Genomic DNA, 25,467 nt, shown 5'->3' with positions numbered 1-25,467 from the left:
CGTTTGCATGCCTTTATCGAAGTAAAGTAGCGATCAGAACTCGTCCCATTCTTCGGCCTTCAGGGCAGCATTGCCCTGGCTGAGATAGGCCGAGGCTGCAGTCCTGGTTTTGGCGGGGGCCGATGGCTTGGACGAGTTCGCGGGGGCAGGTTGCCGGACCGGTTCTGCTTCGCTGGCGCCGGAGACTTTGAAGACATCGACAATCCGGTCCAGCTCGGACGCCTGGGCTTCGGTCTGCTCGATGGCCGCATTGGTTTCTTCCACCAGTGCCGCATTGTGCTGGGTCATCTCGTCCATCTGCCGGATCGCGGTGCTGACCTCGTTGATGGCGGACGTCTGCTCACGGTTGGCGCGGGAGATGTCTTTCATCAGCGCGCTGTTTTCTTCCACCGATTGCAGGATGGCAGCGAGCTTCTGGGCAGCATTGGCAACAAGTTTCGAGCCACCATCGACTTCATTGGCGCTCTGCTCGATCAGGGCCTTGACCTCGGAAGAGGCTTCGGCAGCAGATTGAGCCAGACGGCGCACTTCCACGGCAACCACGGCAAAGCCCTTGCCCGCTTCGCCTGCCCGTGCCGCTTCCACCGACGCATTGAGCGCCAGAAGGTTGGTCTGGAAGGCGATGTCGTCGATCATGCCGATGATGTTGGAGATTTTCGACGAGGAGGTGGTGATGCGTTCCATGGCGGTCGTGGCATCGGCCATGACCGTCCCGCCCTCATTGGCAAGCTTGGCGGCCGTTTCGCTGCCGGCAAAGGCATTCTCGGCCTTCTGGGCGTTCTCGTTGACCGTGGTAGTAAGCTGATCCATGGCGGCCGAGGTTTCCTCGATTGCCGCGGCCTGCTTGGTCGTGCGTTCGGACAAATCGTTGGTGCCGGCAAGGATTTCGCCGGTCGCGACCTTGAGCGCACGCGAGGTCTGACGAAGCTGGGTGACGACATCGGCCAGCTTGTCCGCAGTCGCGTTAAAGTCGGTCTTTAGACGCTGCGCCTTTTCGGGCAGGTCAGCCTTGATGCGATAAGTGAGTTCGCCGGATGCCAGCGCGGCAAGACCGTTGGCAACCGCTTCGACCGCAAAGGCATCGGCTTCCGCTTCACGCTCCTTTTCTGCCTGCGCCGCAGCACGTTCCTGTTCAGTGGCGAAGCGTTCGGTTTCACGCTGCTTGCGGGCTTGTTCTGCTTGCGCCTCGATGTCGAGCTTATCGATAGCGGCCTGTTTGAACACCATCACGGCTCGCGCCATATCACCCACTTCGTCCTTTGCCTTGGTCGCCGGTATATCGATCTGATGATGGCCCTGAGCCAGTTCGCCCATGACACCAGTCAAAGCATTGACGGGCCGGGTTATCGAACGGGTGATGATGAAGGCAGAGCCGCCCATGACTGCAAAACCGCCCAGCAGGGCAAATCCAAGCATCATGGCGTTGTTCCAGAACATGGCATCAAGATCGTCGACATAGACGCCAGTGCCGACCACCCAGCCCCAACTCGTTCCTTTGACGTAGGAAATCTTTGGTTGGGGATCTTCAAAGCCGGGCTTTAGCTGATCGTAATCAACAAAGCCCGCTCCGCTTTCGCGAACAGTGCGGACGAAATTGGCATAAGTCGGCTTGCCATTGGCATCGGCCATATCGCCCACGTTCTGACCGACACGTTCGGGGCGCAGTGGGTGCATGACCATCACCGGCTCCATGTCATTGATCCAGAAATACTCGGTGCCCGCGTAGCGAATGGCACCGATGGCGGTGATTGCCGCATCCTGGGCCTGGGCGCGCGTCATTTCGCCTTCCAACTCGCGCCGTTCGTATTCCTGGGCGATTGAACTCGCGCTGTCGACGAGCGCGATTAGCATATTCTTGCGCTCTTCAACGAGGCGGTTTTGCGTGTTGATCACGCTGAACAGGGTTCCGAGCGTCATCATGACGAGCGCCAACGCGCCCATCATGTAAAGACGGGTAGAGATCTTGAAAGACATTTGAGGCTACCTAAAGACTTGAGATTTTGTGACGAAACTATGCGGAGGGAAGTAAAGAAGCGTCTAACCGGGGCAGCGCGGATCGGCATAGGAGTTATGCGCTGAGCGCATGGCAGAACCCCTATACTAGCCAGCAGTCGTTAGCCGAGTAGCGGAGCGCGCATGGCCGTTCTGGTCACTTGTGGATTGGTGATCCGCAGGGATAGTCCGAACGGCAAACGTTTTGCGCGCAAGGGCAGGGGAGATCGAGCAGGCTTATGGATTTGACTTGTCCCCGATCGTGCCACGGGCCGAAGAGTTCAAATCCCTTGCAGAGGTTGTTCGGAACGAACGCAAAGCTTTCAAGGTTGCCAGGGAGCGCCTGACGCTCCTACGCCGGGGTATCGTCAAAATGATCGACATGGGCATCGATAAAGGTGTGTCGGGTGCCATTGGGGCGGCGTGCATCAGACCTATCAGGAGGTCATCGAACAGCTTCCCAGGACAGAACCACGCCAGGTAATTGAACGTATCGGTGACGAGTTCTTCGCGCTTCACATAGAAGTCCGTGAAGTGTTGGAAATATTTGCAAAAACACAAAATAGGGATGCCAATGAATCCGACATTGGTCATCACATACAGAATTCAAAACCAGACTCAAATTCTGAATCTGAAAACGGCTCTAGCGCAGCGAAAGGCGGTTGGCGGCGTCTTTCAACAGCGCAAGCGCCTGGTCAATGCCGGGCTGGCCAGGCTCCTCAAGCCGCTCCATGTAAGGGCAGGTCAAAACCGCAATTACAAACCCGCGCGGCGACAGGATGGGCACGGTGATATCCACGATGCCGCGGATCTGCTGGCTGTCGCCGACACGGTGTCCGTTCTTCCGATAAGAGGAGAGCTGGGGTTCCATTTGTTCGAGCCGGGCAATCTTGTCTGTGCCCTGCCAGCGCGAAATCAGCAGTTCGCGCGCTGGCATAGATTGAAATGCCAACAACACCTGGCCCGAGCCCGTACCCAATAGGTCGATCTCGGCACCTGCGCGCACGCCGAATTCCCAATTGGCCGGACAATGGGCCTGCGCAACCACAAGCGCGATCCCATGATCCTCGATCACGAGATGGCACGACTGGCGCGCCTCCAGTGCGAAAATGTCCATGAGCGGCTGAACCTGGGTAATCAGGCGGCGGACCGGCGGGTGCCGGTTGCCCAGAACGAAGAGCTTGGTTGTGAGTGCATAGCGGTCGCCCTCAAGCGAACGGGCCACGTAGTTCCGCGCCACCAGCCGCTCCAGCATGCGATAGATTTCCGAAGGGCTGCGGTCCATCGCCTTGACGATTTCCGCACGGGTCATCCCTCCGGCCTGAACCGACAAAAGTTCCAAAATATCAAGGCCTTTGTCCAGCGCTGGCGCGCGATAGCGCTCGGTCTTTTCCGATTGATTGTCCGCCAAAAGCGTTCCTCCGTGTCCAGTTCCGGGCTTTTGTAGCTGATTCTCGCGCTTACCCATTTTTCTCTCTTGCAGCCAAAGTTCATTTATGAATAGTATGTTCATATAAAAAACGGATTGACAATGCCCGCTTGGAGATGGCGCGTCGCAAGTCAAAGCCGAAAAAATGCTGAAAGGCAGAGGTTTGGAGGAGAGCCGATGACCCCGTTGGTGTCGATGCGGGATATCGACAAATCGTTTCCTGGCGTCCACGCGCTCAAGTCCGTGCAATTTGAAGTCCTGCCGGGGGAAGTCCATGCCTTGATGGGAGAGAACGGTGCAGGCAAATCCACGTTGATGAAGATTTTGTCTGGTGTCTATTCCAAGGATGCCGGGGTGATCGAGCTTGACGGCAAGTCCGTCAATGTCACTTCGCCCCGTCAGGCGCAGGAGCTGGGCATCGGTATCATTCATCAGGAATTGAGCCTGATGCGCGATCTCAATGCGGCTCAGAACATATTCATTGGCCGCGAGCCGCGCAGCGCCGGCAATTTCGTTATCGATGAAAAGAGACTCAACGCCGACACGGCAAAGCTGTTCGCCGCGATGCATTTGAAGCTCGACCCCAAGGTGCAGGTCGAAAGCCTCACAATTGCCAAACAGCAGATGGTGGAAATCGCCAAGGCGCTTTCGCATAAAAGCCGCGTCCTGATCATGGACGAGCCAACCGCAGCGCTCAATGATGCCGAGATCAACGAGCTTTTTACGATCATTCGGCAACTGAAGGCTGAAGGGGTGGGGATCGTCTATATCTCCCACAAGATGGATGAGCTAAAGCGCATCGCCGATCGTGTAACGGTCATGCGCGATGGCGAATATGTCGGCACCGTTCCCGCCGCCGATACGCCTGTCGAAAAGATCATATCCATGATGGTTGGTCGTGCGATTTCCGATGAACCACCAACCATCCCAGATCTAAAAGATGCCGAAGTGCTGCTCGAGGTGAAAAACCTCAATCGCGGTCGCGAGGTGCAGGATGTCAGCTTCTCGGTCAAGAAGGGGGAAATTCTTGGTTTTGCCGGGCTTATGGGTGCGGGCCGCACGGAAGTGGCGCGCGTCATCTTCGGTGCCGACTCGATGCAGTCTGGCGAGATTTTCGTTCATGGTAAAAAGGTGTCCATCAAGCAGCCCCGCGATGCGGTAAGGGCCGGGATCGGCTACCTGTCCGAAGACCGCAAACAGTTTGGCCTGGCAACAGGCATGGACGTTGCTGCCAATATCGTAATGGCGAGCGTTGAGCGTTTCATCTCGCCGCTTGGTGTGCTCAAGAACAAGGAAATTCGCGATACGGCACGCGAGTATATCAAGCAACTGACCATTCGCACGCCGTCCGAACGGCAGGAAACCAGGTTTCTGTCTGGCGGCAATCAGCAAAAGGTTGTCGTTGCCAAATGGCTTTTGCGCGATTGCGATGTTCTGATCTTTGACGAGCCCACGCGCGGTATCGATGTCGGCGCCAAGAGCGAAATCTACAAGCTCTTGAACAAGCTGGCCGAACAGGGGCGCGCCATCATCGTCATTTCCTCGGAACTGCCGGAAATCTTGCGTCTCAGTCACCGGATCGCCGTCATGTGCGAGGGGCGACTGACCGGGATTTTGCCCGGCGGAGACACCCCGCAGGAAGAAATCATGCGTCTGGCAACCCAACGCGCCAGCGCCACGACAACACCGGCCAATGGCCGTGCCGCTTAGGGAGAGCAGGCAATGAGTGCAGCAATATCAAATCCAAGTCCCGCCGCGGCCCTCTGGGCAACCGGCGCGCAAAAAATTCTCGCCTTTGCCGGGCTTATTTTTCTGGTCATTGGCTTTTCGCTCGCGTCACCCAATTTCATGCAGACATCCAACATCATTTCGATTCTGCAGGCGGCCTCGGTCAATGGCGTTTTGGCGGTTGCCGCCACGCTCGTCATAATCACCGGCGGTATCGATCTTTCCGTGGGCGCGTTAATGACATTCTGCGCCGTTATCTGCGGCGTATTGCTCACTTACATGGGACTGCCGCTGCCCATTGGCGTTGCAGGTGCAATTCTCGCCGGTATCGCAAGCGGGCTGTGTTCGGGCACATTCGTTGCCAAGCTCAAGGTTCCCCCGTTCATCGCCACGCTGGGCATGATGCTGATCCTGCGCGGGCTTTCTCTCGTGATTTCCGGCACCCGGCCGATCTATTTCAACGATACACCGGGATTTACCGAAATCGCGACCGGCTCGATCGTTCGCAATTTCCTTCCCTTTCTGCCCATTCCCAATGGCGTGCTTATCCTTTTCGCCGTCGCTGGCATCACCGCCTATATTCTGGGGCGTACTATTCTTGGCCGTTATGCCTATGCACTGGGGTCCAATGAGGAAGCCTTGCGACTTTCCGGTGTGAATGCCGACCGCTGGAAAATCGGTATCTATGCTATGGCAGGCGGCATTTGCGGCATTGCCGGTGTCTTGATCGCGTCTCGGCTCAACTCCGCTCAACCGGCCTTGGGCATGGGCTATGAACTCGATGCCATTGCAGCGGTGGTTATCGGTGGCACCTCACTGAGCGGCGGGCGCGGCACCATTCTCGGCACGTTGATCGGCGCGCTCATCATGGCGGTTCTGATTAATGGCTTGCGCATCTTGTCGGTGGCACAGGAATGGCAGACCGTCGTCACCGGTTCGATCATCATCCTTGCAGTTTATATCGACATCTTGCGGCGTCAGCGGGCTGCTGCCGCGTAAGAACGATCGCTTTTGCCTGCGGTGCGGGGTGAGATTTCACCCTGCTGCCCGCCAAGATCAAAAAGAAGACCGGCAAAACGGCCCGGACGCATGAAGTTTTTAGATAAAAACCAACTTTCTCTGGAGGAGACTTGAAATGATCAATAGACGCATTTTGCTTGGCGCCGTTAGTGTCATGGCCCTTGTCGGGTTCGCCCCGGCATCGGCCGCGGCGCAGGATCTCGATATCGCGCTGATTTCCAAAGGCTTCCAGCATCAGTTCTGGCAGGCTGTGCGCATGGGCGCCGATCAGGCGGCCGAAGAATTCGGTGTCAACGTGACCTTTGAAGGTCCGGATTCTGAGACCCAGGTTGACCGTCAGATCGATATGCTGGCCGCCGCTCTGGCCCGCAACCCCGATGCCATAGGATTCGCTGCGCTCGACAGCCAAGCGGCAACGCCACTTCTTCGTCAGGCCCAAGAAGCTGGCATCCCTGTGGTTGCCTTTGACTCGGGGGTCGATAGCGATATTCCGATTGCAACTGCCGCCACAAACAATCTTGCCGCTGCAGCACTTGCAGCCGACAAGATGGCCGAACTGATCGGCGGCTCGGGCAAGGTCGCGCTGGTCGTTCACGACCAGACCTCCCGCACCGGCGTTGAACGCCGCGACGGGTTCGTCAATCAGATCGAAGCCGAATATCCGGATATTGAGATCGTTTCCATTCAATACGGTGCTGGCGACCATCTGCAATCGACGGAAATTACAAAGTCGATCCTGCAGGCCAACCCCGATCTCGCAGGTATTTTCGGGGCCAATGAAGGCTCGGCCATCGGTGTGGTTAATGGCGCCCGAGAACTTGGCCGTGACGATGTCGCTATCATCGGCTACGACTCCGGTCAGGCCCAGATGACCGCGATCCGGGAAGGTCTGATGGCAGGTGCCATCACCCAGAACCCGATCGGTATCGGTTATGAAACCGTCCGTGCTGCAGTCGCTGCGATCAACGGCGAGGCCGTCGAGGAAGAAATTGATACCGGCTTTTACTGGTACGATGCCGACAATATCGACGACGAAGAAATTCAGGCTGTTCTCTACGAATAGAACCTGACAAAGCATTCGGCCGGGGGCACTTGCTCCCGGCCAGACTTTTTTACCCTCTCTCATTGGTTGCTCCGGTTCATGACAAAGATCACTGATATCGAAGTGCTCGATCTGCGCTTCCCCACCTCCGAGCATCTCGATGGCTCCGATGCCATGAACCCGGACCCCGATTATTCCGCTGCCTATGTGATTTTAAAGACCGATGGCCCGCTCGAAGGCCACGGGCTTACGTTCACCATCGGGCGCGGCAATGAAATCTGCTGCGCCGCGATAAAGGCTATGCGTCATCTGGTCATCGGCCTCGACATGGCCGATGTGGTCGCTGATATGGGAATGTTCTGGCGCCATATTACCTCAGATAGCCAGTTGCGCTGGATTGGCCCGGACAAGGGCGCCATTCATCTGGCGACCGGGGCCGTGGTCAACGCAGTCTGGGACCTTTATGCCAAGATCGAGGGCAAGCCGCTCTGGCAGCTCGTTGCGGAAATGAGCCCGGAAGAGCTCGTGCGCTGCATCGACTTCCGCTACATCACCGATTGCATCACCCCTGCGGAAGCACTTGGCTTGCTCAAGGCAAAAGAGCCGGGCAAAGCCGAGCGCATCGCCGACCTCAAGGCCAACGGTTATCCATGCTATACCACGTCCGCGGGCTGGCTTGGCTATCCCGACGACAAGCTGCGCCGGCTTTGTCAGGAAGCGGTTGATGCCGGGTTCAATCACATCAAGCTCAAGGTCGGTCGCGACCTTGAAGATGACATTCGCCGCTTGACCATCGCGCGCGACGCTATCGGGCCGGATCGCAACCTGATGATCGACGCCAATCAGGTCTGGGAGGTCGACCAGGCAATCGATTGGGTGAACCGGCTCAGCTTTGCCAAGCCCTGGTTCATCGAGGAGCCCACCAGCCCTGACGATGTTGCCGGGCACCGGAAAATCCGCGCTTCGATTGGCGATGTGAAGGTAGCTACTGGCGAAATGTGCCAGAACCGGATCATGTTCAAGCAGTTCATCATGGAAGGCGCGATCGATGTCGTCCAGATCGACTCCTGTCGCCTCGGCGGGGTCAATGAAATCCTCGCGGTGATGCTCATGGCTGCAAAATACGACTTGCCTGTCTGCCCGCATGCTGGCGGCGTTGGCCTTTGTGAATATGTCCAGCATCTTTCGATGATCGATTATGTATCGATTGCCGGGACCCACGAGGGCAGGGTAGTCGAATATGTCGATCATCTGCATGAGCATTTCCTCGATCCCTGCCGGATCGAAAATGCTGCCTATATGCCGCCCTCTCTGCCGGGCTTTTCCATCGAGATGAAACCGGCCTCGCGGCAGAAATATCAATTCAAGGGCTGATCAATGGATCTGAATCTCAAAGATAAAGTCGTCATCGTAACCGGCGGTGCCGCTGGCATCGGCGGTGCCATCAGCCTGGGGCTGGCACGCGAGGGCACTATCCCGGTAATCCTCGGCCGTTCCCCGCTCAAATCCGATTTTGAGGACCAGCTCAAGGCGACCGGCACGCGATACGAGTTCATCCAGATCGAATTGTCCGACGATGCCGCCTGCGCTGATGCTGTGCAGAAAACCAGCGACATGTTCGGGCGCATCGACGGGCTGGTCAACAATGCCGGGGTCAATGATGGGGTAGGGCTGGAAGCCGGGCCCGACGAATTCCGCGCCTCGCTTGAGCGCAACCTGATTCATTATTTCACCATGGCCCACCATTGCGTGCCTTGGCTCAAGGCGTCAAAAGGCGCCATCGTCAATGTTTCCTCGAAAACCGCACTTACAGGGCAGGGAAATACCTCGGCCTATACGGCGGCCAAGGGTGCCCAGCTCTCGCTCACCCGCGAATGGGCCGCTTCGTTGCGCGCCGATGGTGTCAGGGTCAATGCTGTTATCCCGGCCGAGGTGATGACCCCGCTCTATGAAAAATGGATATCCACCTTTGATGACCCCGATGCCAAGCTCAAAGAGATCACTCGCCGCATCCCGCTCGGCCAGCGCATGACGACGGCCGAAGAAATCGCCAATACGGTAATTTTCGCGCTCTCGGACAAGGCCGGGCACACGACCGGCCAATGGCTCTTTGTCGATGGTGGCTACACGCATCTGGACCGCGCGCTGGACTAATGGATGGGGAGCGGCCCTGAGATTGAACACGTGCCCGAATAGCGCCGTCTTCTTGCAATAGTCACGCGATCTGGCCTATCGCTTGGCAGCCCTTCGTGCTGCCGCAAGCGATCGCTCCCGAAGTTGCCAAGCGCAAATATCCCATTGCAGGAGAACACAAATTCCAACTGACAATTATATGCTTATCGGGCTGGGCGTCGTAGCGATTGTGGTGGTTTGGCTCGTCTTCTCGGTGATCAGAAAGGCACTGGGCCTTGCGCTTCTGGCTGCGTTGATCATAGGCGGTGTGATTGTGTGGAACGATCCCGATCTCTTGCACGCAACCATAGGCTTTGCTTCAGAGCTGTTTGGTGCGCGCTGACAACAGGTTACACGGCGCAACTGTTATCCCTTTGTAATCGTGGAGACGGCGCAGCGCGGTCGACCTGAGGCGGTCATTAAAGTGCCCGATTGACGGGAGAGCCTGCTTGCAGATTGCGTTAAGGGAGCGAGAGTTTCGATGAAGAAAACGGTATCGGCTGCGCTGCTTTGTGGGCTTTCAGCATGGCCGGGAAGCGCTATTGGCGCCGATCGCTTTGACGACTGGCGGACCGGCGATCTGGTTTTCATGGAATCTGCCAGTATGCAGGCCGTCCCCATTCGTGTGGCAACAGGCAGTGCCTATACGCATATGGGCATCGTCGATGTCACCGACGAAGGCCCCGTGGTCATAGAAGCGGGCGCGACTGTTGTAGAGGTCTCTGCAGCGGATTTTGTGGCGCGTAGCGTCGGCAACAATTTTTCGGTCTATCGGATTGCCGGACTGACGCCAGAAGATGCAGCAGTTGCGGTTGCTGAAGCCCGCAATTATCTGGGCCGACCCTACGACATATTCTTCAGACTAGATCCTTCCGCAATTTATTGCAGCGAATTGCCGTTCTATGCTTTCCAGGCCGTCGATATCGCACTGGGAAAGGTCGAACAGCTCGGAGACTTGAGTATTGATACCCCGGAGGCCCGCCAGGTTTTTCTGGATCGTTGGGAAAGACACCCCGACTGCCTGGCTGGAGGACTGGATCGCGATGGATGCTGGGAGCTTATCCAGGTTCAGGACATCGTGACGCCTGTAAGTATCGCCGAGGGTGACAATGTCGATCTGATCTATTCGACCTTTTATCGCTAGTCAGCAACCAGATAGCTCTCAACCGCGCGATCCAGACTGTCCAGCCGCCTATGGTGCCGCGACACAGATTCGTCGCCTTGGCGGCGATTGGTCTTCCAATTCGTGTTGATCGCTTTGAAATGCCAGAAGGGATTTGTCGGGGCGTTACGTCCCATGGTTTTTGGGACCCCATAGATGCGGTGAACATTCGGCATCACCGAAAGCGGGGACAGCCAGTCACGGCTCGGATCGAGGCACCATTTATTGGCGCATATCGCGCGAAGTGGATTGCGGTGACGGTAACGATAGCCAAGATGGGCCGGAAACGCTTTCTCGTCCTCACTAACAGCGCTTTCAACCCACTGCCCCTTGAGCGTAACCAATCCATCGGGACTTTGGCGGGCTGCGTCGAATACGTTGGTTGTCCCCTCGCGCCCGACCAACTCGTCGACATCGCAGTTCAAAATGGCATTGGCCTGGGCAGCCAGACGCCGGAAAGCCATGTTGATACTGGCCATTTGCAGGAAATTGGCCCAGTGCGGATGAAACAGTACCGCCGGATCAAAAGGGCCGTAGGAATAAGGCCAGCTTACAATTGCCGCCGTTGTTATGCCGTCCACCGCGGCGATCGCGGCCTTCAAGTCCTCATTGCTATAGGCATCCGATCCGTTATCGAAAATCAGAACGGCGTTTGCACTGTGCAGCTTGACGTGCCAGTCGAGCCAATGGAGGATCCAGTCCAACGCGTTGTTCTTGTTCATAGTAAGGATAAGATTGGTGCCGGCAAAGTTATCCGCCTGATTGGGTTGAACTGGAATGGCAAAGTCCAGTCCGGCAAATTTCAAACCTATATCTGTCGTGCCTTTCGGAACGTTTCGGAACTCGGTCCAAAGCATCGAACGCGTGGGCTCGAACCGTGGCGAAAGCACTTGGCCCGAAGGGTTTGCCACGAATTGCGCAGCGTCGAAATGGGTCTGCAGGTTCAAGGCCGGTGGGCCGATCAACAGTACCCTCTCGCCATCGATATGCCAGAAGCAATCATAAAAAAGCGCCTTGTCGTCAAAGGCCTGCCAGAATTGTTGCGGGCGCTTGCGTTTCGGCGCCCGCGGCAATCTCGAAGGGCCATCTTCCGGCAGAAATTGCGCGGAGTGACCGATGTCAACGAAGGTGCAGTTTTTTGCGATGTTCATGAAATCCGGAACTGAGACGAGTGAGGCACTGAGCGAGAACACCTAGCGCTTATTGGAACCAACCGCCAGAGCCGATAGACCGGCCACTTCTTCGATGTTGGCGATGGTGAGGGCAAAGGCTCTTTGACCATTGTTTTGTCGTAGAGGGCGCTCCGTCGAAGAGCCTGTGTCGCCTCCCAGGAACGATTTACCCTCGCTTGCTGACATGCGCCAGTAGTGCCCGAAGCGCTGCCGGCTTTACGGGCTTGTTCAGAACGGCAGTGCCTCGCGTTTCGGCCAGATTGCGCACGGCATTGGTGCGGTCTGCTGTCACGAGAATGGCAGGCAGATGTCCGCCCACGATCTGCTTGAGCCATTCGATGGCATCAAGTCCCGATGACTGATCCAGATGATAATCCATCAACACCAGATCCGGCACCCAGCCCTCAAGAATGTTGAGTTGCGAGATTTCCTTGAGCGAGGTGGCTGTTCGGACATCGCAACCCCAGTTGGTCAGCAGACCGGCCATTGCATCGAGAATGGCGCGCTCGTTGTCGACGCACAGAACCATAAGGCCAGAAAGCTGGGTTTCGGGCTTCTTATCGACAATCGGTGTGCTCGCCTTGGTCTCCGTGGTCTGGTTAACTCTGGGCATGGTCAGCGAAAAACGGCTTCCATGCCCCACAGCACTGTCAATCTCCATTTTGTGGTCCAGGGCCGAAACGATGCGCTGCACAATCGAAAGACCGAGCCCCAGACCCGGAGCGATGCGGGCGCCTTGCTCGAGGCGCGAAAACTCCGTGAAAATCAACTGATGCTGGTGGCTGTCGATGCCGATGCCCGTATCGATGACATCCAGTCGCACGCTCTTGCCTCTTTGTCTGCACCCCACCAAAACGCGCCCGCCGGGCTTGGTATATTTTATCGCATTGGAAACCAGGTTCTGTATCACCCGGCCAAGCAGCATGCGATCCGAGCGCACGATGAATGAAGCGCCGACGATCCTGAGGTTGATATTTTTCTCCGCAGCCATGGGCTGGAACTCGATCTCGACCTTTTTCAAAAGCTCAAGAATATCGAAATTTGTCAGCGTCACCTTGAGCGCGCCGCTGTCCATGCGCGAAATATCGAGCAGGGTCGACATGATATCCTCGACCGCATTGAGCGCAGCATCGATACTCGATGCCAGTTCCGCAGTCGGGGTGCCGCGCGTGCGCTCGAAAAGGGTCGATGTATAGAGCCTTGCTGCATTGAGCGGCTGCAGGAGATCATGGCTCGCCGCGGCCAGAAAGCGCGTCTTTTCGTGGTTGGCCGCATCGGCTTTCGCACGCGCTTTTTCCAACTCGGCGTTGAGAAGGGTCAAGGCGCGGGTGCGATCGTTCACGCGCTCCTCAAGCGTATGATTGATCTGTTCCAGCGCGGCTTCGGCTTTGATCCGGCTGGTGACATCGGAAAAACTGATCACAAGCTCATTGTCATGGGTGAGGCTCGTATGGATTTCCAGATGAGAACCCAATACGCTCTGCCGCTGTGTCAGTGTCGATGGCTGCGTGGTGATGAGGCGTCGGCGCTGCGCGGCCTGCACCTCGGGTGTGCCGGGACCAAGATCGCCTCGTCGCGCCATGAACAGCAAAATGTCATCGAGCGGCGTTCCTTCCGCCATGAGGTTTAGCGGCAATACAAGCCCGGCCCTGTAGGTTGCGTTGGCCATGACCAGCCGCATGGTGCTGTCAAAAAAAGCGAATCCGTACGGCAGATGCTCAAGTGCTTTGCGCAGCGCATCTACATTCGCGCCATTGCTGACTTGCGGCACTTCGCTCATCCGGTCTCACCTTCTTGTCTTTTCTCTATCTACCAGCGGCGAGCGCCATCGACAATTGCGCCAAAAGGGTTAGTCAATCTATGTGCTTGATTTAGCGCCCTTTCACGGCGCACACTGGCGCCTGTGAAGACTCGTAAACCTTGCGCTGGATTTGGGACAACGAACCGCGTGTTGCGGCATGCCGATGGAGAGGGAAATGTCTTTCGTAAAGGAATTCAAGGAATTTGCCGTTAAGGGCAATATGGTGGATATGGCGGTCGGCATCATTATCGGCGGCGCTTTCGGAACCATCGTTTCATCGCTTGTTGATGACGTATTCATGCCAGTCATTGGCCTGCTTCTGGGTGGCGTGGATTTCACCAACCTCTTCATCGTCCTGTCCAATCCCGAAAGCATTGCCGTTCCTTCGCTGGCGGCTGCGCAGGCCGCAGGAGTGGCGACGCTCAATATCGGGCTATTTATCAACGCCGTGGTCAAATTCATAATCGTCGCAATGGCCCTGTTTCTCTTGGTCAAAGGCATAAATGCGTTGCGCCGCGAGGATGCAAACAAGGAAGGCGCGCCGGAAGTGCCGCCCGCACCACCGCGTGAGGAAGTCCTGCTGATGGAAATCCGCGACATTCTCAAAGAGAAATAGTTCAAAGAAGCCTCTTCCGAATCTTCAAGGATAAAAGTCCTATTGACAGAACAAATAGGACCGTGATGGCGATTATATACTTGACGCACCCAAGGCAATGGACTAGCTTGTAACCCAAGGAGTTAAGCCATGTCCATTCTCAGCGCCAAATATTTTCACGATGAAGCCGCAGCTTTCGATCATGTAGAGTCCATCCTTTGGGAAAATGGTCCTGTCTGCCCGCATTGTGGCGGTGTGGAGCGTATTTACACGCTCAAGAATGTGACTGGCAAAACCGGCAAGGTGCGCCACGGTCTGCGCAAGTGCGGTCAGTGCCGCAAGCAGTTCACGGTTCGCATTGGCACCATCTTTGAAGAAAGCCACCTGCCCATGCACAAATGGCTACAGGCGATATATCTCATGGTTTCCAGCAAGAAGGGCGTTTCCGCTCACCAGCTTCACCGCACTCTGGAAGTGACCTACAAAACCGCTTGGTTCCTTGCCCACCGTATTCGCGAAGCCATGCGATCCGGCGAACTGGCACCGCTTGGCGGTAATGGCAAGGCCGTTGAGGCCGACGAAACTTATTTCGGCAAGTCCGATGACCAGCCCACGACCCGCACCGATGGCACTCCGTTCAAGTCCCGCAATCGTCGCGGCCCTTCCGGCAAGCGTGCTGTGGTCGGTCTAGTCGAGCGCGGCGGTTCTGTTCGCACCTTCCATGTGGACAAAGCCAGCAAGTCCAACGTCGCTGAAATCGTGGCTACCAACGTCAACCGTGAAAGCGTTCTCAACACCGACGAAAGCAAGCTGTATGTTGAGATTGGTCGCGAGTTTGCAGCGCACGAAACCGTCATGCACTCCGGCAATGAATACGTACGCGGCGATGCCTACACGAACACCATCGAAGGCGTGTTCAGCATCTTCAAGCGCGGCATGAAGGGCGTCTATCAGCATTGCAGCGAGAAGCATTTGCACCGCTATCTGGCCGAATTCGACTTCCGTTATAACAACCGAATCGCGCTTGGTGTTGATGACAAGGCTCGTGCCGCCTGTGCCCTAGAAGGGGTCAAAGGCAAGCGCCTCACGTATCGGCGGACTAGTGAACTCGGAGCGATATAGCCCCGAATGCCGAAAAGTGAATCGCAATCAAGGGTTTAGCGGAAAACTGCTAAGCCTATGATTCAGCTTGATTTTTTTGGTATGTGGGAATAAGATTGTAGATGGTAGGAACGCCGATTACCCTTGGTAACGGGCTGGCATTGGCCAACGCTTGAAGCCTTATTCGGAGATGGTCGCCCCATAAGATTGGTGGCCTAACACTCCGGACGAAACGGGGCCGGGGCCTACCACCTTTCTATGAAGTCATAGCCGTAGAAGCGGAATACCTGTCTTTGGTCTTCGGTGATGTCGATTTTCCAGTCCTTGTCCGGCTGTAGAACTACACCATAATCGCACTGGGTGCCGAAACGGTTCATCGCAATTCGGTCTCGTAGGGCCATCGCGTATTCAGGTGCACAAGGGCCAGTATCAAGTTTGTCTGCCCCCATATAGAAGGCGCTGGCGGCGACGTCAGCCAATTGAAGTCCTGCCCGCATGTGGTGCGGGAAATCTTCTACTAACCCCCAGTGCAGCACCTCGCGTTTTGGGGACCATTTTGTCAGCACAAGATTGCTGTTCTCAGCTTGGTATTTAAGCAACTCGTGATACGCGGCGGTCTGGCTGTAAGAATGACCGCCTGACTGAGAGAATACGAATTTTACGTGACGGCGCTCTAGTTCGTAGCGTTCGGCGCGTCGTAGGCAGTAATCGGACACCCGCTCGATAAGAATGCGCACCATCCAGTTATAGAACCATTGTTTGGCACCGGCCTTTTCTGCCCTTTGATTGCGGTATTGGCGCATGTTCTTTTTGTTCGATATGACGACAAATACCCGTATCGGCAATTGGGCCATTTGCCGGCATACGGACAATCGCCGCGTTGGCGAAAGTTTGGCGAAGTGGATTTGGCGGGCCTGCAAATTGATGTTCTTGCTGATGCCCTGCACCCATCGTGGAACTTCGGTGTCGTTAGATCGATCGACAAGAACGGCTGACACGGCGAACCATTCTGTGCTGCCAGTTTCATCAATCGGACGCACACGCTGCAATCCAGGGTCGCCGGATTCATCAATATAAGCTACAAACTGGTAATCTGGTGGACTACTGAGCATCGAGGCACAATGGCCGATAAAGACAGTAAATCGCAAGCCGACAAATTCCGCGACCTCGCCCGCGAGCTCGAAACCGACGAGTCGCCTGAGCGCTTTGACGAGCGATTAAAACGCATTGCGAAAGCGCCCCCGAAGAAGGAGAGACAGGATGACAAGGAAGGTAAGTGACGCCTTTTGGTCATTCCAAATCGGCCTCTTGGTGGGAGTTCCTACTGGGGCTTTCGCGGCGGTCGTATTGATTGCGGCTTTGGCACCGGTGCTGTCGCGCTAGGGGGTGTAAACTCCTCTCCCACGGCCCTCTCAATAGCTGGCGGTTGCACAACGATTGTTGTGGGTGAAGACGCCATTTTAGCCGCTACAATCACTGCCGCTGCCCCAATAATGCTTGCGTAAAGCGTAGCTTTTGCTTGGTCGGACCAGTTAGGCACATCAAATAGTTTGCCCGCTTTAGGGCTTATTTTATTAACTTCTGCTTGCGCCCGTTCGTGGGAATACTCGCCTGATTGAGCCTTCTTCACGATATTCTGTATCGCGTTTAGCGCTGCTGGCGATATGTCGGGATCCAGTAGGACATCGAGCTTCCCGGCATGCATCGAATAAGTGCCCGGGATAACCTCACTCATACGCGAGCAATGGGGGCAGCTATGGAGGCCGTTCTTGATAGTCGTCCCCACGGAGATGCCAAGCCCTATCCCGGTCGCAGCAAACAAACCATGCTCGGGACAAAAAGCCAACGGGTGGTGCTCTCTCATAATGGAGAGCCTGACCCGATTCGCCTTGGTGTGTCAAAGGTATAATCGCCACCGTGATCCTATACTTGTGTGATCGTTGAAGTTGCGTAGGCAATGATTCTTACGGGAACATCCTCACGGCAAGTTTGACTACTTATCGCAAACTGCGTGCGCGATTCATCTTAGGCGCGTAAGCGGCGGTTCGGAGTTAAGTTCAGGTTAGGGACGCATCGACTTGCGATGTGCGGCTTCGGTTGTGCATTGGATGGTGAACTTTGCGTTTTGGTCCGCCGGCAACGCCAACGATGGAGTGCCACCTTCCGGCAAGCGATAGCAAGCTGGAAGCGGTTTATCGTCGTGGAACTGGCGATCCGGGCAAGGGACGGCCCGGCGTCCAGACAGATCGGAGGACAGCATGAACAATGATGTCTTTTATCGTTCCTTTCTGAATAGGGACCGGTTGGTCCATATTGTTGATAGTGATCCAAACACTTGCGAGGCGCTGAGTGTGCTGTTCCGCCTCGAGGGATTTCAAACAGCCTTTTCACTCTCGGCAGAAACGTTTCTGTCGTCATTTGAACAGCGTCGGCCCGACGTTGTCGTGCTGAACTTTGTTGTGGAGGGAATGTCGGCCCTTCCTCTGCTTGAGGCGATCAAGAATCTGAGGGCGGGCGTAGCCGTTTTCATGATCGCCGATGAGCAGAACGTCACCCTTACCGTGGAGGCGATGCGGCTGGGGGCCAGTGATGTTCTGGTCAAGCCCATAGACACGGAAAGGTTTGTGCGTGCCGTTCGCGAGACCTTGCGCCGCGATGTGCACGTCACGGCGATCAATAACGGCCAGAGGGACGTGGAGATCCGCGGCTTCATGCAATTGACCCAGCGCGAACGCGAGGTCCTGCAATTGATCACAAACGGTCAATCCAACAAGGAAGCAGGCAGGGAACTGGGCATTTCGCCCCGTACGATCGAAGTGCACCGCGCCCGCGTCATGGAAAAGCTCGGGGCTCGCAATACAGCCGACCTGATCCGGGTCGTGCTGACGAGTTGAGGGAACTGGGGCTGGCGGAAGCCGTCAGCCCAATCCTGCAAGATAAAGTCCTATACCGGCAAGGGCGCAAAGGCCCAGCACCGGCAAAACCCCGAGCTTTAATCGGAACACGGCAAACACCGCAGCGAGCACCAGCAGTGCCGAAGCAATATCGAGCGACGGCAAGATGGGAATATCGACTGCAAGGCCATGCCCGCGATAGACGATAACCTCATCAAAGAGCACATGCAGTCCGAACCACACAGCAAGGTTGAGGATGACACCCACTACAGCCGCGGTGATTGTCGCCAGGGCTGCCGACAAAGCCTTGTTCTCCCTAAGCCGCTCGACAAAGGGTGCTCCGAGAAATATCCACAGGAAGCAAGGGGTAAACGTTACCCAGGTGGTCAGCAGGCCGCCAAGCGTCCCTGCCAGCAAAGGCGATAGCGTCCCAGGTTCGCGAAATGCCCCCATGAAGCCGACGAACTGAGTGACCATGATCAAGGGGCCCGGCGTTGTCTCTGCCATGCCCAGGCCATCCAGCATCTCGCCGGGCGCAAGCCATCCATAATTCTGGACTGCTTCCTGCGCCACATAAGCCAGCACAGCATAGGCGCCGCCAAAGGTCACGACCGCCATCTGGCTAAAGAACAGGGCAATGGTGGAAAATACGTTGCCAGCTCCAAGCGCTACGATCAACATCGCCGTCGGCACGAGCCAAAGGGTAAGGAAGATTGCTGAAATGCGCATCGCCCATCCGGCATCAACCCGTGCATGATCGGGTACGTCCTCGCCGAGAATAGAATCGACATCGGCCAGCGCATTGGTTCCAGCAGCACCATGCCCATTGCCGGACTGGAAAGCGACAACGCCCATCCGGGCGCCGAAATAGCCGATAAGCCCAGCGGCTGCGATGATAAGCGGAAACGGAATGTCGAAAGCGAAAATCGCTACGAAAGAAGCCGCAGCGACACTTAGCATGACGGTATTGCGCAACGCCTTTTGCCCGATCCGGATAACGGCCTGGAGAACGATCGCCAAGACGGCTGCCTTGAGGCCAAAAAACAGGGCTTCGACAATGCCCACATTGCCGTAAAGCGCATAGACCCAGCTCAACGCCATGATCGCAATAGCACCGGGCACGACAAACAGGACGCCTGCAATGATGCCGCCCAGCGTGCGATGCATCAGCCAGCCGATATAGATCGCGAGCTGTTGGGCCTCGGGACCTGGCAGTAGCATGCAGAAATTGAGGGCATGCAGGAACCGCTTTTCACCGAGCCATTTTTTCTCCTCGACCAGAATGCGGTGCATCATCGCGATTTGCCCGGCGGGCCCACCGAAACTCATAAGTCCGATTCGAGCCCAGACCGAGAATGCTTCGCGCACGCTGGGATAGTCGGCGGAGCGCTTGTCGTGTTGGCCCGAGGCATTTTCAGCAAGTTTGGTCAAAAAGTCTCCATGTACGGCGGAATATGCGGGCGCGACCGGACGGTCAGAGCGCGTCCTATCATCCGAATATGACATTTGACACACGAGGGCACCAATGCCAAAATTTATCAGGCTCGTGCAGCCTGCCGCCTGCGCCCATTGGGTTTGGTGAATGCACGATTTGGCTTCTGCCTATGGTTTTGTTATGGGCAGGCTGCTGGTAACGCAGGCGCTGGCGCTGATCTTGCCCATAGCAAGGATCAAACCATGCACGAACTTTCCAGGTTTAAAACCATGGCCAAGGCGCTTCGCGACGCTCTGGCCGAACGCGAAATAGAGCTCTCACATGGCCAATGCCTTGATCTCGTGGCGCGCCAGCAGGGTGTAGCCAACTGGAACGTATTGGCTGCACGAAGTGGGACGCCAACGACTGAAAACGCCCTTTTTATTCCGGAGAGTTGGTTTCCCGGTTCGGCCACGTCTGAAACCTATTTTCGGTTCGGCGTTGCGCGGGAAAGCCCGGGTGTCGCCAAAATCGAGGCGCGACCTGGCGTTGAAATTCCGGAAAACTCCTTCGCCACGCTCATGCAGTCTTTTTCTGCTCGCGCCTATCGCAGCAAACGGGTGCGACTGGTGGCGGAGCTCAAGACTCGTGCTGCGGGTGCGGCCGCGATCTGGATGCGTATCGATCCGAGTGGTGGTGGGCGGCATTTGCGCTTTGACAACATGATGAGGCGCTCTGAAAATGGCGCTCTCAGAGGCGATGTCGAATGGACGGAGCGTCATATCGTTTTGGATGTTCCCTATCCGGCAGACACTATTCATTTTGGATGTCTGCTGCATGAGAAGGGAGCCGTATGGGCGCGCAATTTCAGTCTCGAAGTAGTTAGCGAAGATTTGCCCGTGACCTCGGGAGGTCCATATCCCGCCGGCCCCACCAATCTCGATTTCGGAGATTTGGATACGCAGCAATAAAGTTTACATCAAAAAGCCATAGGCGATCTCGCCTATGGCACAAGTTCCGGCCAATCCGCTAAGACCGTTTCGCGCGTATAATTGCCACCAGACGGTTGGTGGCTTCCTGTTGCCTGGCTCAGTCGCGCGAAGAGGTAAAAATCGTCGCCTTTAGCTGCCCAGCCGACAAACCAGCCCCAACCGCGCGCTCGGTCCAGGTTGCCATCGGCGTTTCTGGGATACGCGGAACCTGTTTTGCCCCAGACGATTGTGCCATCGGGCAGAGCATGGCTTTCGGCAATGTGAGCCGTCATCTGATGCGCAGCAGCGCTTACAGGCAGCGACTGGCTGAGAAATGTTCTGAGAAATGCAACTTGCTCGCGCGGTGAAATTTTCAGGGACGAACTGATCCACGAGCGCTCAAGCGCGTTATCTCTCCCCGGATCACCCGAAAAGTCAGCGTTACCATAGGCGAAGGCCCTGCCGTATCGGGTCAGCCCTTCAACCCCAAGTTCACGGGCGATAAACTGAGAGTACCAGACAACCGAATGTCTCATCCAATGGCTGGGGTCGGTGTCCTGTCGCCAGGCCGCGCCACCCCAATCTGGATAACCAAGCTGGAAGGGGATGGCCGGATCGTTGGGGCCGGCAAGAACGCCCGCGTCAAACCCCATAAGCGCCAGAGGTATCTTGAACGTGGAGGCGGGCGTAACGCGTTCGTCGCAATCACCTGCTTCATGGACGATCGCGCCACGCTCCGCGCTGACGATCAACGTGCATAGGGTTTCCGCGTTCAAAGGACCGGACAGAGAAAAAACGATTGCCGTTGAAAACAGCAGTCGCAATATCGCCCTACGCAACGGATCAAGCCTAGCCACCGACGGTCGGCAGCGTCAGATCGCCAGCGACGAGTTTGCTTTCCATCAGCTTGGACATGTCGAAATCGCGCGGTAAATCGAGAACCTGCCAGACTGCGATAAGGGCGTCACAAAGCTCGGCGATCATGTCGTCGCTATGATACGGGGTCGGGGTGATCCGCAACCGTTCGGTGCCCTTGGGAACCGTAGGATAGTTGATCGGCTGGATATAAATATTGTGCCGGTCCATCAGCATGTCGCTGGCGGCTTTGCACATGCGTGCGTCGCCCACGATCAATGGCACAATATGCGTATCAGTCGGCAAGACTGGTAAACCTGCCTCAGCCAGAACACGTTTGGTGCGTGCAGCCTGACGCTGATGGGCATCGCGCTCGATGTTTGAAGATTTCAAATGTTCAATGGAAGCGCGCGCCGCAGCACAAAGTGCGGGGGGCAGAGCCGTGGTGAAGATGAACTCTGGCGCATAGGAGCGCACTGCATCCACAATTGCACCATTGGCGGCAATATAGCCACCCATCACGCCAAAGCCCTTGGCCAGCGTTCCTTCGATAATGTCGATCCGGTCCATAAGGCCATCGCGTTCGCAGATGCCGCCGCCGCGCGGGCCGTACATGCCCACGGCATGGACTTCATCGATATAGGTGAGGGCGTTGAATTCTTCAGCCAGATCGGCGATTGCCTCGATCGGAGCAATATCGCCATCCATGGAATAGACGGACTCGAACACGATCATTTTGGGCCGCTGCTTACCCGCTGCGGTCAGCAACTCGCGCAGATGGCCAAGATCGTTGTGCCGGAATATTTTCTTTTCCATGCCTGACTGGCGTACGCCGGCAATCATCGAAGCGTGATTCAACTGATCCGACAAGATCAGGCAATTGGGAATAAGCCGTCCGATCGTGGAAATCGCAGCTTCGTTGGAAACAAAGCCGGAGGTGAAAACCAGCGCGGCTTCCTTGCGATGCAGGTCCGCCAGCGAACGCTCGAGCTCGACCAGTGGGCGGTTGGTACCCGAAATATTGCGAGTGCCGCCCGCGCCTGCGCCAAGATTGCCTGCAGTTTCCTGCATGGCGCCGATGACCTCCGGGTGCTGCCCCATGCCCAGATAGTCGTTGGAACACCAGATGGTGATTTCACGCGCATTATCTGCGCTGTCACGGAAAATAGCGCGTGGGAAATGCCCGGCAACGCGCTCAAGATCGGCAAAAACGCGGTAGCGCTTTTCTACTCGAAGTGCATCAATCGCATCCTCGAAGATGCCGCGATAGTCCATGAGGCCTGCTCCTTGGAGCGCTTAATGCCGTCCGGTCATTTTTCGGCAATGCCGATTGACCGTACCAGCATCGGCGCAATGCCAATGTGGAAGTCTGCGTGTTGCTTCACGCTGTCCTTAGTTACTGCCCGCGCGTCTGATTCGATATGATCGAGATCAAACCCTTTAAAAATAGCGAACATGGTTCGGCTAACAAATACCAATAGAAGGGGCCATTGGCTAGGTCAGCACGAAGCTATGATCGCGGTGCAATCTAATTGCTTCGCTCCATATTGCCAGCGTGACGCAATGCCGCTGGCTGTTTGCCGTGGCACAATGTGTTCCGCAAAACTTTGTTAACGATGAATTTATAGTGTCGCCGGAGCCATAATAAAACTCCGAGTACAAAAAAATGAGCGCACAACCCCTCCGGGAGGATAAACGGTCGCTGGACGATCGTCTGGATTTTCTCGGCCTCGATCCAGCTTCTCTTGAGCGTGTGAAAGCTCTCTCTCCTCTGGTCAAGCCGCATATCGATGCTGCGTTGAGCAGCTTTTACGATAAAGTTGCGCAAACACCGGAGGTTTCGCGTTTTTTCTCGAGCCGCGAACACATGAAGAATGCGCAGTTCAAGCAAAACGCGCACTGGAACGCAATCGCAACCGGGCAGCTTGACGACAATTATTATCAGTCGAGTTTGAGGATCGGAAACCGGCACGCGAAAATCGGGCTGGAACCGCAGTGGTATATCGGCGGCTATGGCCTGATCATGGAAACCGTTCTCAAGGGCGTTATTGCCGACTGGATGGCAAGCGAAGTGGCCCAGATGCGCAAGCGCAAGCCCGAGCAGACAATGGCGGCCGCCAACGCGATGGCAGCAGGCCTATCCGATCTCATCAAGGCAGTAATGCTCGATATCGACCTTGCGGTAACGACCTATTTTGACAAGTTGCAAGGCGAGGTCGAAGCCAATCGTGAAAAGGCCGAGAATATGGCCAGGGCCCAGCAATCGGTGCTTGCTGTCACGGGCCAGGCGCTGGGCCAATTGGCGCAAGGCGAGTTGCACGTTCGGATCGATGACGATTTTTCCGGTGACTTTGCGCAACTCAAGCACGATTTCAATCAGGCCGCCTCCAGTCTCGATCAGGCGATCACGCAAATTCGCAAGTCTGTTATCACCATCGGCAAGAGCGCCAGCGAAGTCGCTGGTGCAGCCGACGATCTTTCCGATCGCATGACGCGGCAGGCTTCGGCAATCGAGCAATCGTCGGCTGCCCTCGACGAGGTTACAAACAACGTCAACGACACGGCTTCGGGCACAGGTCAGGCAGCCGAAATTGCCAACGGCGCCAATGCCGCTGCGGAGCAGGGCGGAATTGTCGTCCAGCAGGCGATTGAAGCCATGGAGCGGATCGAGCAATCTTCGTCTAAAATCTCCAACATTATTTCTGTCATTGATGAAATCGCTTTCCAGACCAACCTTCTGGCGCTCAATGCCGCAGTCGAGGCTGCGCGCGCGGGCGAGGCGGGGCGCGGCTTTGCCGTGGTTGCAACCGAAGTGCGCTCGCTTGCCCAGCGCAGCGCTCAGGCCGCCAAGGATGTGTCCAATCTCATCAAGAAATCGGGCTCGGAAGTCGAAAACGGCGTCGGCATGGTCGAAAAGACCGGCGAGGCCTTGTCAAATATAGTGGGGCAGGTTGGCCAGATTTCAGAGCATATGCGCAACTTCTCGACCGCAGCGGGCCAACAGGCGACATCGCTCAATGAAATCAACGCAGCGATCGTTCAACTCGACCGGCTGACCCAGGAGAACGCGGGCTTTGTCGGACGTTCCAGTGAAGCGGGTCGGGACCTTGCGCAGGAAGTCGCAGATCTTCACAAACGTCTCGATGCCTTCCGGACCTGTGCGTGATGCGTGGCTAACTAAGCACGGCGATCCATGCTGTTGTATCTGCGTGCTGGTCGCTGCAAGCCGGTGATGAGGTCGACTGGGACGAAACGTTATTGTCGATGTTGTTTGGACTTGCCGAACAGGACTGACAGTTCAAAGAAAATCGGTTAAGACGATTGTGTTGCGAGGGGCACCGAACATTTTCCTGCCGTATTCCTCAACATGATCACGGCAATAAGCAAAAACGGTAGAGTTACCATGAAAAAACAGGCACTAGCTGTTTCGGCAGTTGCAGTCCTTGCTTTAGCAGGCTGCACAACAACCAATCCCTATACCGGCGAGTCCCAGGTTTCCCGGACGGCTGGCGGCGCTTTGATCGGGGGCGCTGGCGGCGCGCTCGGTGGCGCCCTTATCGGTAGCGCCGTTGGCGGCGATGCGCGTGTCGGCGCGCTTATAGGCGCTGGTGTCGGTGCTCTGGCTGGCGGCGCCGTTGGCAATTACATGGACCAGCAGGAAGCTGAGTTGCGCGCGCAATTGCAGGGCACAGGCGTGTCGGTCACCCGAGTTGGCGATCAGATCATCCTCAATATGCCGTCCAATGTTACCTTTGGCGTCAATCAGTCCGACGTTCAGCCCCAGTTCCAGAACGTGCTGCGTTCGGTTGCGCTGGTGATGCAGGAATACAACCGCACGCTGCTCGATATTATCGGCTACACCGACTCGACCGGCTCGGATAGCTACAACCTCACCCTGTCCCAGCAGCGTGCCGCTTCGGTTGCGCGTGTCCTGAGCCAGTTCGGTGTTGATTCGCGCCGCTTCTATGTGGAAGGCCGTGGTCGCTCCAACCCGATCGCGTCTAACGATACCGAAGCCGGCCGCGCACAGAACCGCCGCGTCGAGATTTCGATTCTGCCGATCCGCAGCTAAACGCGGCGTCTCGTAGGACATCAGGAGCGCATCGGCACTTGCCGGTG

22 protein-coding genes and 1 pseudogene are annotated in these 25,467 nt (G+C 56.4%); 15 read left to right on the top strand and 8 right to left on the bottom strand.

From position 1 onward, the window contains the following. Window positions 1-33: 33 nt before the first annotated feature. Entirely contained in the window at window positions 34-1,974 is a 1,941-nt protein-coding gene (locus EO133_RS13665) for a methyl-accepting chemotaxis protein (protein WP_127073201.1), read from the bottom strand. A gap of 162 nt (window positions 1,975-2,136) precedes the next feature. Here EO133_RS13665 and repC point away from each other — a divergent pair. Next, a pseudogene (gene repC, locus EO133_RS20850) lies at window positions 2,137-2,637 on the top strand (plasmid replication protein RepC); the annotation flags it as partial. Here the strand turns inward: repC and EO133_RS13655 are convergent. Further along, the gene (locus EO133_RS13655; RefSeq protein ID WP_164735017.1) at window positions 2,636-3,460 is read right to left on the bottom strand and encodes an IclR family transcriptional regulator; all 825 of its coding nucleotides are present in this window, start codon (window positions 3,458-3,460) and stop codon (window positions 2,636-2,638) included. The pseudogene repC and the gene EO133_RS13655 overlap by 2 nt on opposite strands. A gap of 138 nt (window positions 3,461-3,598) precedes the next feature. Here EO133_RS13655 and EO133_RS13650 point away from each other — a divergent pair, with 138 nt between their 5' ends. The 7 genes from EO133_RS13650 to EO133_RS13620 all read left to right on the top strand — a co-directional run bounded on the left by EO133_RS13650 (window position 3,599) and on the right by EO133_RS13620 (window position 10,527). Then, window positions 3,599-5,131 carry a sugar ABC transporter ATP-binding protein gene (locus tag EO133_RS13650; protein WP_127073200.1) on the top strand — a complete coding sequence of 511 codons (1,533 nt, stop codon included), beginning with the start codon at window positions 3,599-3,601 and terminating at the stop codon, window positions 5,129-5,131. 12 nt (window positions 5,132-5,143) lie between these two features. Continuing rightward, a complete protein-coding gene (locus tag EO133_RS13645) occupies window positions 5,144-6,148 on the top strand; it encodes an ABC transporter permease (protein ID WP_127073199.1) in 1,005 nt (334 codons plus the stop codon). Window positions 6,149-6,284: 136 nt separating this feature from the next. Further along, on the top strand, window positions 6,285-7,232 hold the full coding sequence (locus EO133_RS13640) for an ABC transporter substrate-binding protein (protein ID WP_127073198.1): 948 nt from the start codon (window positions 6,285-6,287) through the stop codon (window positions 7,230-7,232). A 78-nt stretch (window positions 7,233-7,310) separates the two neighbouring features. Further along, on the top strand, window positions 7,311-8,585 hold the full coding sequence (locus tag EO133_RS13635) for an L-fuconate dehydratase (RefSeq protein WP_127073197.1): 1,275 nt from the start codon (window positions 7,311-7,313) through the stop codon (window positions 8,583-8,585). Between the two features lie 3 nt (window positions 8,586-8,588). Beyond that, a complete protein-coding gene (locus EO133_RS13630; RefSeq protein WP_127073196.1) occupies window positions 8,589-9,365 on the top strand; it encodes an L-fucose dehydrogenase in 777 nt (258 codons plus the stop codon). A 178-nt stretch (window positions 9,366-9,543) separates the two neighbouring features. Then, window positions 9,544-9,726 carry a hypothetical protein gene (locus tag EO133_RS13625; protein WP_127073195.1) on the top strand — a complete coding sequence of 61 codons (183 nt, stop codon included), beginning with the start codon at window positions 9,544-9,546 and terminating at the stop codon, window positions 9,724-9,726. Between the two features lie 138 nt (window positions 9,727-9,864). Continuing rightward, entirely contained in the window at window positions 9,865-10,527 is a 663-nt protein-coding gene (locus EO133_RS13620) for a YiiX/YebB-like N1pC/P60 family cysteine hydrolase (RefSeq protein ID WP_127073194.1), read from the top strand. Here EO133_RS13620 and EO133_RS13615 read toward each other — a convergent pair. Both EO133_RS13615 and EO133_RS13610 read right to left on the bottom strand, forming a co-directional pair. After that, window positions 10,524-11,696: a hypothetical protein gene (locus EO133_RS13615; RefSeq protein WP_127073193.1), complete on the bottom strand. Its 1,173-nt coding sequence runs from the start codon at window positions 11,694-11,696 to the stop codon at window positions 10,524-10,526. The two genes, EO133_RS13620 and EO133_RS13615, sit on opposite strands and share 4 nt — an antisense overlap. 187 nt (window positions 11,697-11,883) lie before the next feature. Further along, window positions 11,884-13,497 carry a hybrid sensor histidine kinase/response regulator gene (locus EO133_RS13610; RefSeq protein ID WP_127073192.1) on the bottom strand — a complete coding sequence of 538 codons (1,614 nt, stop codon included), beginning with the start codon at window positions 13,495-13,497 and terminating at the stop codon, window positions 11,884-11,886. A 196-nt stretch (window positions 13,498-13,693) separates the two neighbouring features. Here EO133_RS13610 and mscL point away from each other — a divergent pair, with 196 nt between their 5' ends. Together mscL and EO133_RS13600 are read left to right on the top strand one after the other, a co-directional pair. Next, window positions 13,694-14,134: a large conductance mechanosensitive channel protein MscL gene (gene mscL, locus EO133_RS13605; protein WP_127073191.1), complete on the top strand. Its 441-nt coding sequence runs from the start codon at window positions 13,694-13,696 to the stop codon at window positions 14,132-14,134. A gap of 129 nt (window positions 14,135-14,263) precedes the next feature. Then, window positions 14,264-15,235 carry an IS1595 family transposase gene (locus tag EO133_RS13600; RefSeq protein ID WP_127073190.1) on the top strand — a complete coding sequence of 324 codons (972 nt, stop codon included), beginning with the start codon at window positions 14,264-14,266 and terminating at the stop codon, window positions 15,233-15,235. Window positions 15,236-15,459: 224 nt separating this feature from the next. Here the strand turns inward: EO133_RS13600 and EO133_RS13595 are convergent, their stop codons facing one another. Further along, entirely contained in the window at window positions 15,460-16,326 is an 867-nt protein-coding gene (locus EO133_RS13595) for a DUF3800 domain-containing protein (protein ID WP_127073189.1), read from the bottom strand. A gap of 9 nt (window positions 16,327-16,335) precedes the next feature. Here EO133_RS13595 and EO133_RS20300 point away from each other — a divergent pair, with 9 nt between their 5' ends. Further along, window positions 16,336-16,494, top strand: coding sequence for a hypothetical protein (locus EO133_RS20300; RefSeq protein WP_164735016.1), 159 nt, complete (start codon window positions 16,336-16,338; stop codon window positions 16,492-16,494). Window positions 16,495-17,472: 978 nt separating this feature from the next. Further along, window positions 17,473-18,108 carry a response regulator transcription factor gene (locus EO133_RS20460; protein WP_127073188.1) on the top strand — a complete coding sequence of 212 codons (636 nt, stop codon included), beginning with the start codon at window positions 17,473-17,475 and terminating at the stop codon, window positions 18,106-18,108. A 24-nt stretch (window positions 18,109-18,132) separates the two neighbouring features. On the opposite strand, the gene chrA is transcribed toward EO133_RS20460, so the two are convergent. Beyond that, a complete protein-coding gene (chrA, locus tag EO133_RS13585) occupies window positions 18,133-19,539 on the bottom strand; it encodes a chromate efflux transporter (protein WP_371870904.1) in 1,407 nt (468 codons plus the stop codon). Window positions 19,540-19,785: 246 nt separating this feature from the next. On the opposite strand from chrA, the gene EO133_RS13580 reads away from it, so the two are divergent. Next, window positions 19,786-20,493, top strand: a complete 708-nt coding sequence (locus EO133_RS13580) for a glyoxalase superfamily protein (RefSeq protein WP_127073186.1) — start codon at window positions 19,786-19,788, stop codon at window positions 20,491-20,493. A gap of 32 nt (window positions 20,494-20,525) precedes the next feature. Here the strand turns inward: EO133_RS13580 and blaOXA are convergent, their stop codons facing one another. Both blaOXA and hemA read right to left on the bottom strand, forming a co-directional pair. Next, a complete protein-coding gene (gene blaOXA / locus EO133_RS13575) occupies window positions 20,526-21,320 on the bottom strand; it encodes a class D beta-lactamase (RefSeq protein WP_164735018.1) in 795 nt (264 codons plus the stop codon). Between the two features lie 22 nt (window positions 21,321-21,342). Beyond that, window positions 21,343-22,623: a 5-aminolevulinate synthase gene (gene hemA, locus EO133_RS13570; RefSeq protein WP_127073185.1), complete on the bottom strand. Its 1,281-nt coding sequence runs from the start codon at window positions 22,621-22,623 to the stop codon at window positions 21,343-21,345. Window positions 22,624-23,014: 391 nt separating this feature from the next. On the opposite strand from hemA, the gene EO133_RS13565 reads away from it, so the two are divergent. Together EO133_RS13565 and EO133_RS13560 are read left to right on the top strand one after the other, a co-directional pair. Then, on the top strand, window positions 23,015-24,514 hold the full coding sequence (locus tag EO133_RS13565; RefSeq protein WP_127073184.1) for a methyl-accepting chemotaxis protein: 1,500 nt from the start codon (window positions 23,015-23,017) through the stop codon (window positions 24,512-24,514). A gap of 237 nt (window positions 24,515-24,751) precedes the next feature. Further along, window positions 24,752-25,420 (top strand): YiaD family glycine zipper/OmpA-like lipoprotein, encoded by a 669-nt coding sequence (locus EO133_RS13560; RefSeq protein ID WP_127073183.1) that lies wholly within the window; start codon window positions 24,752-24,754, stop codon window positions 25,418-25,420. The last annotated feature ends 47 nt before the right edge of the window (window positions 25,421-25,467 follow it).

Origin of the sequence: Pelagibacterium lentulum (genome assembly GCF_003992625.1) — a bacterium.
Taxonomy (GTDB): Bacteria; Pseudomonadota; Alphaproteobacteria; order Rhizobiales; family Devosiaceae; genus Pelagibacterium; species Pelagibacterium lentulum.
The sequence above is the reverse complement of the archived record's forward strand: the minus strand, read 5'-3'. Positions and strand labels throughout refer to the sequence as shown.